5 protein-coding genes, 2 tRNA genes and 3 rRNA genes are annotated in these 15,356 nt (G+C 59.1%); 6 read left to right on the top strand and 4 right to left on the bottom strand.

Annotation, left to right across the window (positions count from 1 at the left end; all coding sequences use genetic code 11):
- Positions 1-35: 35 nt before the first annotated feature.
- Positions 36-1,514 (bottom strand): DUF4080 domain-containing protein, encoded by a 1,479-nt coding sequence (locus ACQ4MM_RS05075; protein WP_431476361.1) that lies wholly within the window; start codon positions 1,512-1,514, stop codon positions 36-38.
- Positions 1,515-1,908: 394 nt separating this feature from the next.
- Between ACQ4MM_RS05075 and ACQ4MM_RS05070 the strand changes: the two genes are divergently transcribed.
- From ACQ4MM_RS05070 to ACQ4MM_RS05045, 6 genes are all read left to right on the top strand, one after another.
- Positions 1,909-3,439, top strand: a 16S ribosomal RNA gene (locus tag ACQ4MM_RS05070).
- Positions 3,440-3,504: 65 nt separating this feature from the next.
- Positions 3,505-3,581, top strand: a tRNA-Ile gene (locus tag ACQ4MM_RS05065).
- Between the two features lie 19 nt (positions 3,582-3,600).
- Positions 3,601-3,676: transfer RNA gene (locus ACQ4MM_RS05060), tRNA-Ala, on the top strand.
- 176 nt (positions 3,677-3,852) lie between these two features.
- A 23S ribosomal RNA gene (locus ACQ4MM_RS05055) occupies positions 3,853-6,724 on the top strand.
- Between the two features lie 104 nt (positions 6,725-6,828).
- Positions 6,829-6,941: ribosomal RNA gene (gene rrf / locus ACQ4MM_RS05050) — 5S ribosomal RNA — on the top strand.
- The 16S, 23S and 5S rRNA genes sit together here with 2 tRNA genes alongside, the layout of an rRNA operon.
- Before the next feature lie 82 nt (positions 6,942-7,023).
- Positions 7,024-8,328: a metallophosphoesterase gene (locus ACQ4MM_RS05045; protein ID WP_431476360.1), complete on the top strand. Its 1,305-nt coding sequence runs from the start codon at positions 7,024-7,026 to the stop codon at positions 8,326-8,328.
- Between the two features lie 22 nt (positions 8,329-8,350).
- On the opposite strand, the gene ACQ4MM_RS05040 is transcribed toward ACQ4MM_RS05045, so the two are convergent.
- From ACQ4MM_RS05040 to ACQ4MM_RS05030, 3 genes are all read right to left on the bottom strand, one after another.
- On the bottom strand, positions 8,351-10,228 hold the full coding sequence (locus tag ACQ4MM_RS05040; RefSeq protein WP_431476359.1) for a reverse transcriptase domain-containing protein: 1,878 nt from the start codon (positions 10,226-10,228) through the stop codon (positions 8,351-8,353).
- A gap of 307 nt (positions 10,229-10,535) precedes the next feature.
- Positions 10,536-12,176: an SWIM zinc finger family protein gene (locus ACQ4MM_RS05035; RefSeq protein ID WP_431476358.1), complete on the bottom strand. Its 1,641-nt coding sequence runs from the start codon at positions 12,174-12,176 to the stop codon at positions 10,536-10,538.
- Complete coding sequence (locus tag ACQ4MM_RS05030; protein ID WP_431476357.1) at positions 12,173-15,289, bottom strand: hypothetical protein; 3,117 nt, start codon at positions 15,287-15,289, stop codon at positions 12,173-12,175. The genes ACQ4MM_RS05035 and ACQ4MM_RS05030 overlap by 4 nt, the downstream gene beginning before the upstream one ends.
- Between the last annotated feature and the right edge of the window lie 67 nt (positions 15,290-15,356).

Below are 15,356 nucleotides of genomic sequence, written 5' to 3'. Positions count from 1 at the left end.
AAAAGAGTTTCGCCTATAGCGCCACTCGGCGCGGGTCAAGCGGCCAGGTGCCGCACCTGACGTGCCGGGGCTGCGCTTGCTGCCGCCGCTGCTTTCTGTTTGACCCCATGCCCATCGCGTGCCAGCAGCTCGGAAACTGCCGCAGGCTCCATGCCGGCAACTCCCAGCCAGCGCCCGACCATTACTGCCAGGCGGTCCAGCGCGATCCGGTGGGTCGCGTCCGTGTTGGCATAAAGCCAATCGGAAAACGCCATGAACGATTTGAATGGGGATTCGCCCAGCAGCACCGGCACGGTGTGCGTGAAGCGTCCCGAATTCGCCACAAGGTCCCAATAGCGGGCGAACCGTACCAGGCGCTGCATGGTCGGGAAGTCAATATCCCGGTTCGCCAGGATCGTATATGGCGGGTACGGGTCGTACACCATCCCGAATTCCTGGGTATGGCGGATGATCGGCGTACCGCGCAGGCGCTTCAGGATGCCGAACTGGATTTCGTGCGGACCCAGTGCCCACAGCTTGTCGAAGCCCTCTGCAAAGCTTTCGACCGTTTCGCCCGGCAAGCCGGCAATGAGGTCAACGTGCATGTGCACGTCCGAGTGCTCGCAAAGCCAGCGGATATTCTCGGCGGCTTTGGCGTTATCCTGCTTGCGCGAGATGTTCGCCTGCACCACCGGGTTGAAGCTCTGGATGCCGATTTCGAACTGCAGCGTCCCAGGCGGGAATTTGGCGATGCCTTCCTTGAGCGCATCCGGCAGATGGTCCGGCACCAGCTCGAAGTGCGCGTACACCGGATCATCGGGCGCTGCGGCCAGCTTATCCAGGAAGAACTGCATGATCTTCAGGCTGGTCTTGATGTTCAGGTTGAAGGTGCGGTCCACGAACTTGAAGGTGCGCGCGCCGCGGGCGTGCAGCATCTCCATCTCCGCCAGGAAGGCATCGATATTGAATGGCCACGCTGTCTTGTCCAGCGCCGACAGGCAGAACTCGCACTTGAACGGGCAGCCACGCGAAGCCTCTACATATAAGGTGCGGTGGGCGATATCCTCGTCTGAATAGATGGAATAGGGCAGCTTGATCTCCGCCATGGGCGGCTGCACGCCCGCATGCACCTTCATCAAAGGCTTCGGGCCGTTCAGGATCTCGCCGCATAATTTAGGGAAGGTCACGTCGCCCCAGCCGGTCACCACGTAGTCGGCCAGGCGCGAGATCTCCTGCTCGCCGGTTTCGTAAGAGACTTCCGGTCCGCCGAGAACGATGACCAGCTGTGGTGCCACACGTTTCAGTGTCGCCACCAGGCGGCAGGTCTCTTCAACGTTCCATATATAGACGCCGAAACCGACGATCGTTGGCTGCGCCGCCAGGATGCGCTCCACCATCTCGGTCGTCTTCGCGCCAATCACGAACTCCTGGATGCGCGTCTGCGCCTGAAGCTCTCCCATATTGGCGAGCAGGTAGCGCAGCCCCAGCGAAGCATGGGTGTAGCGGGCATTGAGGGTGGAAAGCAGGATCGTCATGGCGGAAGCGGTAATACGGTATTACGAAACCATGCATTTTACCCTTGCGCGACCGGCGGCGGTCGGCTATAGTTCTGTCCCTCGCAACGCAACACTGTTAAAACAGTAAGCGAAACGAGAAAAAGAAGGGGTTGACGAGTTGCACGCTGTACCGCATAATCTCGCTTCTCTGCTGCTGACGAACACAACGCTTCGTCGAATAAAGAAAGCAGCGATCTTTAAAAATCAACAGTCGATAAGTGTGGGCGTTTGACGATATTGCCACGAACCTTCGGGTTCGATGCTCAAAATATAGTTATACGCTCGCACAAATATATTAAACGTAATCTCGCAAGAGATTCGTCAGTATTTTGAGTGAGTGACCTGCCGCAGAAATGCGGCAACAACAGAGATTAAACTGAAGAGTTTGATCCTGGCTCAGATTGAACGCTGGCGGCATGCTTTACACATGCAAGTCGAACGGCAGCGCGGGCTTCGGCCTGGCGGCGAGTGGCGAACGGGTGAGTAATATATCGGAACGTACCCAAGAGTGGGGGATAACGTAGCGAAAGTTACGCTAATACCGCATACGATCTAAGGATGAAAGCAGGGGATCGCAAGACCTTGTGCTCCTGGAGCGGCCGATATCTGATTAGCTAGTTGGTGGGGTAAAGGCCCACCAAGGCAACGATCAGTAGCTGGTCTGAGAGGACGACCAGCCACACTGGAACTGAGACACGGTCCAGACTCCTACGGGAGGCAGCAGTGGGGAATTTTGGACAATGGGGGCAACCCTGATCCAGCAATGCCGCGTGAGTGAAGAAGGCCTTCGGGTTGTAAAGCTCTTTTGTCAGGGAAGAAAAGGCTGTGGCTAATATCTACAGCTGCTGACGGTACCTGAAGAATAAGCACCGGCTAACTACGTGCCAGCAGCCGCGGTAATACGTAGGGTGCAAGCGTTAATCGGAATTACTGGGCGTAAAGCGTGCGCAGGCGGTTTCGTAAGTCTGTCGTGAAATCCCCGGGCTTAACCTGGGAATGGCGATGGAGACTGCGAGGCTAGAGTTTGGCAGAGGGGGGTAGAATTCCACGTGTAGCAGTGAAATGCGTAGAGATGTGGAGGAACACCGATGGCGAAGGCAGCCCCCTGGGTCAAAACTGACGCTCATGCACGAAAGCGTGGGGAGCAAACAGGATTAGATACCCTGGTAGTCCACGCCCTAAACGATGTCTACTAGTTGTTGGGTCTTAATTGACTTAGTAACGCAGCTAACGCGTGAAGTAGACCGCCTGGGGAGTACGGTCGCAAGATTAAAACTCAAAGGAATTGACGGGGACCCGCACAAGCGGTGGATGATGTGGATTAATTCGATGCAACGCGAAAAACCTTACCTACCCTTGACATGGATGGAATCCCGGAGAGATCTGGGAGTGCTCGAAAGAGAACCATCACACAGGTGCTGCATGGCTGTCGTCAGCTCGTGTCGTGAGATGTTGGGTTAAGTCCCGCAACGAGCGCAACCCTTGTCATTAGTTGCTACGCAAGAGCACTCTAATGAGACTGCCGGTGACAAACCGGAGGAAGGTGGGGATGACGTCAAGTCCTCATGGCCCTTATGGGTAGGGCTTCACACGTCATACAATGGTACATACAGAGGGCCGCCAACCCGCGAGGGGGAGCTAATCCCAGAAAGTGTATCGTAGTCCGGATTGTAGTCTGCAACTCGACTACATGAAGTTGGAATCGCTAGTAATCGCGGATCAGCATGTCGCGGTGAATACGTTCCCGGGTCTTGTACACACCGCCCGTCACACCATGGGAGCGGGTTTTACCAGAAGTAGGTAGCTTAACCGCAAGGAGGGCGCTTACCACGGTAGGATTCGTGACTGGGGTGAAGTCGTAACAAGGTAGCCGTATCGGAAGGTGCGGCTGGATCACCTCCTTTCTAGAGTCGGCATCAGACTCAAACGTTCACACTTATCGACTGTTGTAATACGAAGAACAGCAAATGGGGCTGTAGCTCAGCTGGTTAGAGCACCGTGTTGATAACGCGGGGGTCGTTGGTTCGAGCCCAACCAGCCCTACCAGTCCCTTGGCAGTACACACGGGGGATTAGCTCAGCTGGGAGAGCACCTGCTTTGCAAGCAGGGGGTCGTCGGTTCGATCCCGTCATCCTCCACCAAGATTTCAAATGTAAGCGCAGACGCTTAGGTTTGAACTCTTATGTTCATCGTTCTTTAACAATCTGGAAGAAGTAAAAGTTTTATTAAGCGATATCGAAAGATATCACTTAGGGTAGTAGTAAAACTCATCAAACACAGTAGTAAGTGCTTGAACTTATAGCCGTCAAGGTTATAGGGACAAGTGAATAAGTGCACATGGTGGATGCCTTGGCGATTACAGGCGATGAAGGACGTAGTAGTCTGCGATAAGCTTCGGGGAGCTGACAAACAAGCATTGATCCGAAGATTTCCGAATGGGGAAACCCGGCCTTTTAGGTCATTGCATACTGAATACATAGGTATGCAAAGCGAACGCGGCGAACTGAAACATCTAAGTAGCTGCAGGAAAAGAAATCAACCGAGATTCCCAAAGTAGTGGCGAGCGAAATGGGAAGAGCCTGTATGTGATAGTCGTTCTGATAGTGGAAGCCTCTGGAAATAGGCGCCATAGCGGGTGATAGCCCCGTACGCGAAATCAGAGCGGTGGTACTAAGCATACGACAAGTAGGGCGGGACACGAGAAATCCTGTCTGAACATGGGGGGACCATCCTCCAAGGCTAAATACTCGTAATCGACCGATAGTGAACCAGTACCGTGAGGGAAAGGCGAAAAGAACCCCGGGAGGGGAGTGAAATAGATCCTGAAACCGTGTGCATACAAACAGTAGGAGCCTCGCAAGGGGTGACTGCGTACCTTTTGTATAATGGGTCAGCGACTTACATTCAGTGGCGAGGTTAACCAATTAGGGGAGCCGTAGAGAAATCGAGTCCGAATAGGGCGCTAGTCGCTGGGTGTAGACCCGAAACCAAGTGATCTATCCATGGCCAGGTTGAAGGTGCGGTAACACGCACTGGAGGACCGAACCCACTAATGTTGAAAAATTAGGGGATGAGCTGTGGATAGGGGTGAAAGGCTAAACAAACTTGGAAATAGCTGGTTCTCTCCGAAAACTATTTAGGTAGTGCCTCAAGTATCACCGACGGGGGTAGAGCACTGTTATGGCTAGGGGGTCATCGCGACTTACCAAACCATTGCAAACTCCGAATACCGTTGAGTGCGAGCTTGGGAGACAGACATCGGGTGCTAACGTCCGGTGTCAAGAGGGAAACAACCCAGACCGCCAGCTAAGGTCCCAAAGATTGGCTAAGTGGAAAACGAAGTGGGAAGGCTAAAACAGTCAGGATGTTGGCTTAGAAGCAGCCATCATTTAAAGAAAGCGTAATAGCTCACTGATCGAGTCGTCCTGCGCGGAAGATGTAACGGGGCTAAGCCAGTCACCGAAGCTGCGGATATCCGTAAGGATATGGTAGGAGAGCGTTCTGTAAGCCTGCGAAGGTGTCTTGTGAAGGATGCTGGAGGTATCAGAAGTGCGAATGCTGACATGAGTAGCGATAATGCGGGTGAAAAGCCCGCACGCCGTAAGCCCAAGGTTTCCTGTTCAACGTTCATCGGAGCAGGGTGAGTCGGCCCCTAAGGCGAGGCAGAGATGCGTAGCTGATGGGAAGCAGGTTAATATTCCTGCACCGTCGTATGATGCGATGGGGGGACGGATCGCGGAAGGTTGTCTGACTGTTGGAATAGTCAGTTTCTGGTTCATAGAAGGTGCTTAGGCAAATCCGGGCACGTAATTCAAGGGACTGGGACGAGTGCACTAGTGCACGAAGCAATCGGAAGTGGTTCCAAGAAAAGCCTCTAAGCTTCAGTCATACGAGACCGTACCGCAAACCGACACAGGTGGGCGAGATGAGTATTCTAAGGCGCTTGAGAGAACTCGGGAGAAGGAACTCGGCAAATTGGTACCGTAACTTCGGGATAAGGTACGCCTCGGTAGTTTGACCACTTTACTGTGGAAGGACGAAAAGGTTGCAATAAACTGGTGGCTGCGACTGTTTAATAAAAACACAGCACTCTGCAAACACGAAAGTGGACGTATAGGGTGTGACGCCTGCCCGGTGCTGGAAGATTAAATGATGGGGTGCAAGCTCTTGATTGAAGTCCCAGTAAACGGCGGCCGTAACTATAACGGTCCTAAGGTAGCGAAATTCCTTGTCGGGTAAGTTCCGACCTGCACGAATGGCGTAACGATGGCCACACTGTCTCCTCCCGAGACTCAGCGAAGTTGAAGTGTTTGTGATGATGCAATCTACCCGCGGCTAGACGGAAAGACCCCATGAACCTTTACTGTAGCTTTGCATTGGACTTTGAACCAATCTGTGTAGGATAGGTGGGAGGCTTTGAAGTAGGGACGCCAGTTCCTATGGAGCCAACCTTGAAATACCACCCTGGTTTGTTTGAGGTTCTAACCTTGGTCCGTAATCCGGATCGGGGACAGTGCATGGTAGGCAGTTTGACTGGGGCGGTCTCCTCCCAAAGTGTAACGGAGGAGTTCGAAGGTACGCTAGGTACGGTCGGACATCGTGCTAATAGTGCAATGGCATAAGCGTGCTTAACTGCGAGACCGACAAGTCGAGCAGGTACGAAAGTAGGACATAGTGATCCGGTGGTTCTGTATGGAAGGGCCATCGCTCAACGGATAAAAGGTACTCTGGGGATAACAGGCTGATTCCTCCCAAGAGTTCATATCGACGGGGGAGTTTGGCACCTCGATGTCGGCTCATCACATCCTGGGGCTGTAGCCGGTCCCAAGGGTATGGCTGTTCGCCATTTAAAGTGGTACGTGAGCTGGGTTTAAAACGTCGTGAGACAGTTTGGTCCCTATCTGCCGTGGGCGTTGGAAATTTGAAGGGGGCTGCTCCTAGTACGAGAGGACCGGAGTGGACGAACCTCTGGTGTACCGGTTGTCACGCCAGTGGCATTGCCGGGTAGCTAAGTTCGGAAGAGATAACCGCTGAAAGCATCTAAGCGGGAAACTTGCCTTAAGATGAGATTTCCCAGAGCCTTGAGCTCTTTGAAGGGTCGTTCGAGACCAGGACGTTGATAGGTCAGGTGTGGAAGTGCAGTAATGCATTAAGCTAACTGATACTAATTGCCCGTACGGCTTGTCCCTATAACCTTGCCGGTTATATAGCACTTGCCTGTGTTTGAGATACCCAACTTTACTTCTTCCAGATTGCGCACCTTGCTCAGCGAGCAGGGTGCATACAAGTTATGCCTGATGACCATAGCAAGTCGGTCCCACCCCTTCCCATCCCGAACAGGACCGTGAAACGACTTTGCGCCGATGATAGTGCTGCAACCAGTGTGAAAGTAGGTTATCGTCAGGCTCTTATTAGAAAAGCCCGCTAGGCAGTTGCCAGCGGGCTTTTCGCTTTTGCGCTTCCGGCAGTATTTGATTAATATTGCCAAATGAATATCACGAAACCCCTGCGCCGGCTGGCAATCGCCGCCGGCCTTTTCATCCTGCTGGTGCTTGCGCTTGTAGCGGCCGCACTCTATCACTCCCGCTTTGAACTGAATCCTAATGGCGTGCATCAACGCCTGTATGTACCGATCGGGAAGAGCTATGCCAAGGTTGCGATGCCTGCGGGTACCGGCGATGGCGTAACTTTGCCAGGGTTCCTGGACGGTCCGGTCGTGCGCAAGGCATCAGACGGTATCTGGTCCGCAAGCTGGTTCTGCGAAGATCGCGTGCATCAGCAACAACTCACCGGTTCGCAATTGACCATCGATTGCGCCGGCAAACGCACTACTTACCCGATCGGTACGCCGGTGCCTGTGGCTGCAGGCGTCATCCCGATGCCGGACAGGGTTGCGGTTTTAAGCGATATCGAGGGCAACCTGGCATTCCTCGAGGGCGCCCTGGCGAAACTGGGTGTGACTGACAGCGCCGGCGCCTGGGCATACGGCCAGGGCCACCTTGTGATTGTCGGCGATGCGGTGGATCGTGGCCGCGATGTGTTCGCTGTGCTGTGGCGACTGTACTCGCTGGCGCAGGAAGCTCAACGAGGGGGCGGTGCTGTGCATATGGTGCTGGGAAATCACGAGCAATACATCCTGCGCGGGAATTCATCGCGCGCGCACCTTGAACACTTGTATGCACTGGGCCAAATGGGCGGTCCGGTGCCAGCATTTGCCGGCGACACCGTGATCGGCGACTGGCTGCGTGCGCAGCCAGTGATCCTGCAGATGGGGAGTGTCCTGTTTACTCACGGCGGCATTAGCAAGGCGACTGCCGACAGCGGACTGACCGTGCCGCAGCTGAATGAAGCAATGCGAAATTACTGGAGCGGCACGCCTGCGGTCAAGCCGGCGCTGGATGCTGTGCTGGGCCGCAGTGGAGTGACGCAGTACCGCGGCTACCTGGATCAGGAGAGCGGCCTGGCGTCAGCGGAGGACGTCCAGTATGTGCTGGCGCGTTTCGGTGCGAAGACTGTAGTAGTCGGGCATACGCTGGTCGACAAGGTGACCATGCTGCACGATGGCCGCGTGATCGCCATTGACGTGAACACCAACGAAGCCGCGGATGAAGCGTTGGTGTTTGAGCAGGGTAAGCCGCGTGTCGTCGCGGTTGTCGACCGAGGCCTGCCGCCGGAACAAGGGCCGCGCGGCCGCATGCGCGATTTCCAGTTTGCCGATGCGCAGGACTGGCGCACACTTGAACGCACAGTCTGGCGCAGCGTTGAGCTGGCCAGGCTGCCGCATCCTTACTGACTCCGTTTAGCCGCGGCGGGCTTTACCGCAGGACCATGCCCGCAATGACGGCCAGCAGCATGGCACAGAAATAGCGCGGCCACTTTGCACTGTAGTTCCGCCAGGCTGACACTGCCAGCACGGCGGCAACGACAAACGGCAGCGACGTGTGGAAGTTCAGGCCCAGGGTAATGGCAAAATAGACCTGGACGACGATGGCAACCCATGGACGGCCCGTAAACGTTCCGCGACCTCCTCGCGCTGGCGCCGCTGCCGGTGCTTCGGCCGCCGGCCTTGCCGTAGGCCTCGAAGGGCCGCTGGTGGGCGTAGCAGGTTTTTGTTTTGCCGCGATCTTTTCCTGCATCAGTTGCTGCTGTGTCTTCTCCTGCACGGGTGCTGGCGGTGCCGCGGCTTGCCAGAATCCGGCCCACGGCGCCTTGCCTTGCGCAGACAAGGCTCGGAATCCGCTACTGCGGCGGGCGACTGGTGCGTTTGCAGCGGGCGTCGGCGCGGCCCACTTCGCGCGTGCTGCGCGAACCTGCCGCAGCAAAGGCGCTCCTTTCGCGGCGTCGACCATCTTGATGAACTGCGCATAGCCTTCGAGCGCATCGATCACGTTCTCATTGCCATTCCACTGCTTGCCGTCCGGTCCATCCTTCTCGACCTGGAACAAGGTGGCGCGGAAGCGGCGCAAGGTGTCGCGGTCCAGGGAAAGCTTCTTGTTAACCACGATGCCGGTGACGCTCTGGCAGTGCGCATCGCTCATGACGTGCTGCTTTTCCGGATGCGGCGTGAAGCCCTCGTCGGCAATGATCTGCTTGATGCGCCATAGCAGCTTGCCGGCCAGCTTGCGAGCAGCGGCATCGCCGGAGAAGGTCAGGTCGTCGGCGTAGCGGGTGTAGGCGAAGCCCAGTTTTGCCGCGCAGGCCTGCACGCGCGCGTCGAGGCGCCGGCACAGGATGTTGGTCAGGGCCGGGCTGCTAGGTGCACCTTGGGGCAGGGCCCGTTCGCCGGTCGCAACAAAGAACTTCTCCCCGTCCACGCTGACTTCTTCAACGGGCGTTTCAGTGCAAATCAGTCCGAGCGTGGTGGCCAGTTGTGCGCTGTAGCCAAGCTCCTTGAACACGCCTTTGATGCGCGGCAGGCTGATCGAAGGGAAGAAGTTCTTCAGGTCCAGGTTGATGACGACTGCCTTGCCCACGTGGGGCTGGGCGTTGCTGACAATTGAGCGGCCCGGGATGAAGCCATGCGCAGCGTCGTGCAGCGGCACCTTGGCCAGTATATTGTCCAGCACCCAGTATTGCAGGCGCTTCACGCGCGGCATCGGCGCAGAGATGATTCGCTCGCCGCCGGTTTTCTTCGGCATGGCGAAGCGGCGGTAATGACTGATGCGCGAGACACGGCGCTCAAAACTCAGGAAACGCAACTCCGGCAGCGTGACGCCCATGGCGCTTGCCAGTTCGCTCGCGTTGTTCATTGCGGGCAGCGACCAGCGTGCCAGCTTTTCGGCATCGCTCTCGGCCTGGTTCAAACCGGAAGAAACGCCTTCGCCCAGGTAGAGCAGTTCGGTCGACTGCCGCTGGTGCCATGCCGTCGCGCGTTCAAAACGCTCGCGCGCACGCTTCTGGCGGGTTTCCTCGCGGCGCTGCCGTGCTTTGGCCAGGCGTTCCTTGCGCATTGCCTTGAGCGCCTGCTCCGGATCCTGAATGGTGCGCAGCTCCTGTCCAAGGCGATGCAGGGCGCTACTGAGTTCAGCTTCGCGTTTTACTACTTCTTCCAGTTCGGTGGGCTGGCCGGAATTGGCAGGCCAGAAGCCAAGGCGCTGCATTTCGCCCAGCACGACTTCCTGGCGCGAACTGGTACGCAGGCGCTCCATCAATTCGGCGCGGGTGGTGACTGGCTTGGGTTCGGTGGCGCTCATTGCATGGCCTCCTTGCGAGGCGAGCGCGAAAGATGCAAGCACGGCGGGACTGTCATCGAAGAGCCTTTAAGACTGGGGCGCTCCACTCGATGCCATACGGCACCAGTGCGGCGAATGGACTGCAGGGCAGTCACACCGTCTTGCCGCACTGGTGCCTGTATGGCACTGTGAAGAGCGTGCCAGTGGCGCATGGGAAGAGCTGAATACGTGAACGGCGATCCACCGTTCGGGTTGCAAGAGCCATCCCGCCGTGTTTGCTGAAACGAGTATATCAGTTCATTTGCTTTTTTCATATCAGTCGCCGTCCTCATGCCGCCTGCTGCCGCGACATTCGCAGCGCGAGCATGTGCGCGCAAGGGCCTTTGTGCATGCGGTTGAACGTGAAGAAGTTGCATTGGCAGGCGCCGTCGACGATGCGTTCGTCGGCATCCAGCCGCAGCATCACCTGGTACTGTCGGTCGCCCTGCCTGGCTTGCGCGCTCAGTCGAATTCCGCCGTCGGCAACCGCTTCGACTTTGTGGTTGCTCATCGCGTGAAGGGCGACCAGCTTCTGTGCTTCTGCCTCCTCGGGGCTGGCGAAGCGCAGCGTGTCCAAGGGCAGCGGGTCGCGTGCGAGCTCGCGCAGGCGGTAGACTTCATTCACCAGGTCGTAGATGACGCGGCCGGCTTGGGTGTACAAGGTCAGTGCACGTTCGACCATCATGCGATCAAGGCCGGTGTCGAGGGACAACTGGGCGCTGGTGGCGAACCAGCGCTTGCCTAGGGCGGCGAAGACCTTTTCCTTGCTGTCGTTGTCGATTTCGCCGCGTGGCGCCAGCAAGTCGAACTGGCCGGCATGCGACCAGTCGTTGGCGGTCCAGCCGGAGAGGCCGAGCGTGAACTGCATGTCGGGCATGTTGGCGATCCAGAAGCTTGGCAGTCCGCTGCCCATCAGGTGCACGGTGAAGCTCTGGGCGACCGGAATCAGGCGTTCGAGCAGCATCAGGCGGCGGCGGCCCCAGATGCGAACTTCCTCCGCCACGTTGCCCCGGTAAATGGAGCGGCGGCAGACTACTTCCTCATTCCACGGTTCGAACACCGCGCGCACCGGTTCGCCCGGCGCCAGGACGAAGCGGATCGAGCGCGGGCCGACGCGCTCTTTCTTGCGCCGCATCTGCAGGCAGAAGTTGTGCACGTCCATTGGATGCAGGTCCAGCCGCCGCGCCACCATGTTCATGGCGCTGCTCACCTGCAGGAAGCCGCGCACCCAGGTGTCGGGCACGTCGATCTTTTCTTCGATGAACTCGGGGTCGTCCGCAGTCTTGACCTGGAAGCCGGTAGGGTCGATCGACAGCCTGGTGCTCTTGTAGTCGCGGATCTTCTGGAATTCGCCGTACAGGCTTTCCGAGTAGTCGATATTGGTGGTGCCGCAAGCGAAGTCGCCGATATGGTCGAATACATTGTGGCTGCAACTTAGCGAGGCGTAGCTCGATTCGTCACGGCTGAAGCACTCGAAGAACACGCGGTCCGGGTGTACGGTGATGACCGGGTCGAGTGCGATCCACAGCTCGCGGTTGGTCTGGTACAGGTAATTGTAGTACTTGGACTGTGCCTCGTAGAAAGGCTTCATCAGCTTCGACTTGCGGGCCTGCAGTGCGCGCATTTCCGATTGCAGCGGCTGCAACTGCTCCTTTAATTCGCTGCTGCGGGCCTGGAATTGCGCCAGCATCATCTCTTCGTTTTGCGCTACCCATTCCTTGTAGGCCGTCTTGTCCTTGGGCTGGTAGCGCTGGTCTGCCACCACCACGTCGTGCAGCGCGGAGATCGCCTCGCGGAACGGGATGTGCTTATTGATGTCGGCAACGAAGTGGGTCGGGGCACGCAGGGTGTCCGGCACAAAGCGCATGTCGGTCGACGCGGCGCTGTTGCTGACGTAAGTCTCGCCGTAGTAGCGGTACTGGAATCTCATGACTTGCTTCCCCGGCCGGCGATGGCCGCCGGCGTGTGGATCGTGATGGCTGCGGGCAGCCCGGGATAACGTTGCTGGATGGTGCGCAGGCCTTCGATGTATTGCGCCTTGTCGGCAATGGCGACGGTCAGCACCTGGCGCGCAAACAGCTTGGCGACAAAGCCGGCAATGTCTTCCGACAGTTCAGCCTGCGCGCGCAGGAAGGCTTGCACCCGGCCTTTGACGACGCGGCCGCGATTCACTTGCGACAGCACGCTGAGGAAGTAAGCCTCCATGCGCTGCAGCTTGTGCACGTCGCCGGCACAGGCGCTTTCCAGCCAGGAGCTGACGAAGAGCTGCATATTGGCGGAAGGGTGCTGGCTCAGCTTATCCAGCAGCTCGGTCACGTCGCCGACCTCGAAGTGCCTGGTGATCATGGCGCGGCCAAAGCGTTGCGCCGCCGGGTCCTGGTGGTCGCACAGGTTCACCAGCAGCAACGGCGTCCAGTCGTCACGCGTGCAGGCATCGGTAAAGAAGGCCGAGGCGAATTCGCGGCTGTCGTCGAAGCGGCTGTCGAAGATGCGCAGCGCGGCCTCCATCTGGCCGCGCACACGCTGCGGGTCGGAACGGTAAGCCTCGAATGCCCACTGCCGCACGCTGGCCGTCGGGTTGCGGCCGAAGGCTGCCCATGCCGCCACGTCAAACTGCTCGGGGCGGAAGCCGGGCAGCAATCGCGAGCCAAGCAGCAGGGCGCCTTTGCTGCGCGCTGCCAGCAGGCGCGCCAGCAAGGCGGTATCGGCCAGTTGTGCTTCATCCTTCAGCGGCCCGGTCACCCAGGCCACCAGGTCGGCGTGCATGCCGTCGCCGGTTTCGCTGCGGAACAATGCGTCGAGCAGGCCTTCCAGTAAGGTGTGGCGGAAGCCGGCATCGGCGGCGCTCAGGCGTTGGATGACAGGATCGACGCCGCGCCTTGTGCTCGCTTCCGCGCTGGTGGCGAAGGCGATGATCAAGTCCGATTGCGCGGCCAGTACCTGGTCCGGGAGCATGCCGAACAGGCGCACCGCAGCGCCGCGCACCTCGGCGTCTTCATCTTTCAGCAGCACGGCCAGCTTGGAACCAGGCAGCATGCCGGTCGGCGCCCGATGCAACATCAGCCACTGGCAGGCCAGCAGGCGTACGGCAGCCAGCGGATGCCCAAGCAGTCGCAACAGGCGTTCGTACGGCGCGCCGGCGGCGGCATCGCGCAGTGGATTTTCGATCAGCCAGTGCAGGTCGGCGCCGATCGGCCGCACGGTATTGCGCGCATCGTCTATGTCGGCGCAGTTGTCCAGCCAGTCGAGCAGCTGCATGACAATGGCCGGCGCCTGGTCGGGCAAGGTGGCGGCGACCTGGCACAGCAGGCGACCCTGGCGCCGTATCGCTTCCAGCGGGGCACAGGCGATGGTGGCGACCAGCAGCGGGTCGGCCGCGTAGCTCAACGGGTCGCGCACGATGCAGTCCAGCGCATACTGGGTGGCTTCTGGAAGTGTGCATTGGATTAGCAAGAGCAGCCATTCGGTCGGTGGAATACCCGGTTCGAAGCGCCGGCGCGCCACCTGGAAGGCAAAACGTGCCGTCGGCAGGTAGTGGCTGCGCAGCAGCTCGCGAATCACGTCCGGTTCCAGTGCGGCGCAGAAAGCCTGGTTATCAGCCAGCGCGCGCGCCGCGAATTCGTGCACGCCGGCGCAGCGGCTTTGCTGCATCAGCGCGAGCAAGGCCCCTGGCTGGGCATCCCACAGTTCGGGGAAGGCTTCCTGACGCCTTTCGTCGGGCTGGATCGGTTGCCGCTGGTACCAGCTCGTGCCGTGGCGGTTGCTTAACCAATGCCCGCGTGCGCGCAGCACGCGATTGAACACCATCCAGTGGCTGTAGCTGTCGTAGAAACGGCCGCCGCGTGCGTTCGGCTGGCCGGCGTCGCTGTCATCCATCGCGGCCAGCACGCCGAGAGCCATCTGGACGTAGGCCGGATCGCGGTCCTGCGCAAGGCGGCGCAGGGTACGCCAGCCGCGCCGGCGCAGGTAGTCGCGCGTGCGCAGGCCGTAAGCGACCTTGCTGTCGGGGCGCGAAGCTTCCTCGGCATACTTGGTGTAGGCGCGGCGCACATAAACCCACTGGCTGCTGCTGGTATGGGTGTCGGTGTCGAAGCGCTGCTGGAGCAGGCCAAACAGCTCGGCATCGCCGGCCATTTCGGCCGCTTTGTAAATGTGGCGCACGGCGCGGAAAGTCCCTGCGCGCAGGCGCATCCGCTTCAGGTGGCTGCGCAGGACGCGGCGCGCCATCGGCTGGCTGAGGGCTACCTGGTGCAACTGCTCCAGCCAGTCCGATTTCGACAAGCCTTGCCATTCGTCGTCACCGGCAGCGATCGACAGCAGCTTTTCTTCGTCCTGCTGGTCCCAGGCGGTGCGCAGCATGGCCGGCCAATCGGCCAGCAGGCGGGCCCCATGCGCCTGGAGGGCGACGCTGTCGGCCAGCATCAGCCAGGCTTGCAGGGCGATGCGGCGCACGGCGTCCGTGCGGCCGCGTGCGTGCAGCTCCTGCATGGCGATGGATGCACCGGCATCGCCGCAGCGGCCGATGGCCCAGGCCAGGCAGTAATCCTGCATGGCATCGCCGCGCGCGATCAGGTCGACCATGGTGGGAACGGCGCCGCGCAGGCGGCGCTCGCCGATGCGCCAGATGACGCGGTTTCGATGGTGCTGGTCCAGATTTTTCCAATTACCGGCCTGCAGTTGCTGCAGCAACGTGACGGCGGCAGGATCGAGTGCGGCCTGCGCAGGGGCTGGAGTGAGGGCCGCGCCTTGCGGCGTGGCCGGCTCCGGGGCCGATGCCGGGTCGCTGAAACCTTGCGCGGCGCGTTCGACCAGCGCCAATTCGAACAGGGTTTCCGCGGCTTGCCAGTCAACCGGCTGCGGTGTGCGCGTGCTCTCGCGCCATTCTTCGCCGGTGCGGCCCTGGCGCAGGTTGACCAGGTAGCGGGCCGCGGGTTTTTCCAGCGCGTCGGCCACTGCGCCAGCCACCTCGCATAGCTCAATCTCGCAATGGATGGTGGCGTCTTTTTGCCTGCGAACCAGGCTGCTTTTCCGAATCAGCTTCACTGTTGTGCGGGCCTTGACTTGAAATGCGGTTACTCAACAGGATGATGGTAGCCAATCCTGAAAGTGT

This window comes from Massilia eburnea, assembly GCF_050709955.1.
Lineage (GTDB): Bacteria > Pseudomonadota > Gammaproteobacteria > Burkholderiales > Burkholderiaceae_D > Rugamonas > Rugamonas eburnea_A.
Note: the sequence above shows the minus strand (reverse complement) of the source record. Positions and strands in the feature narration are given on the sequence as shown.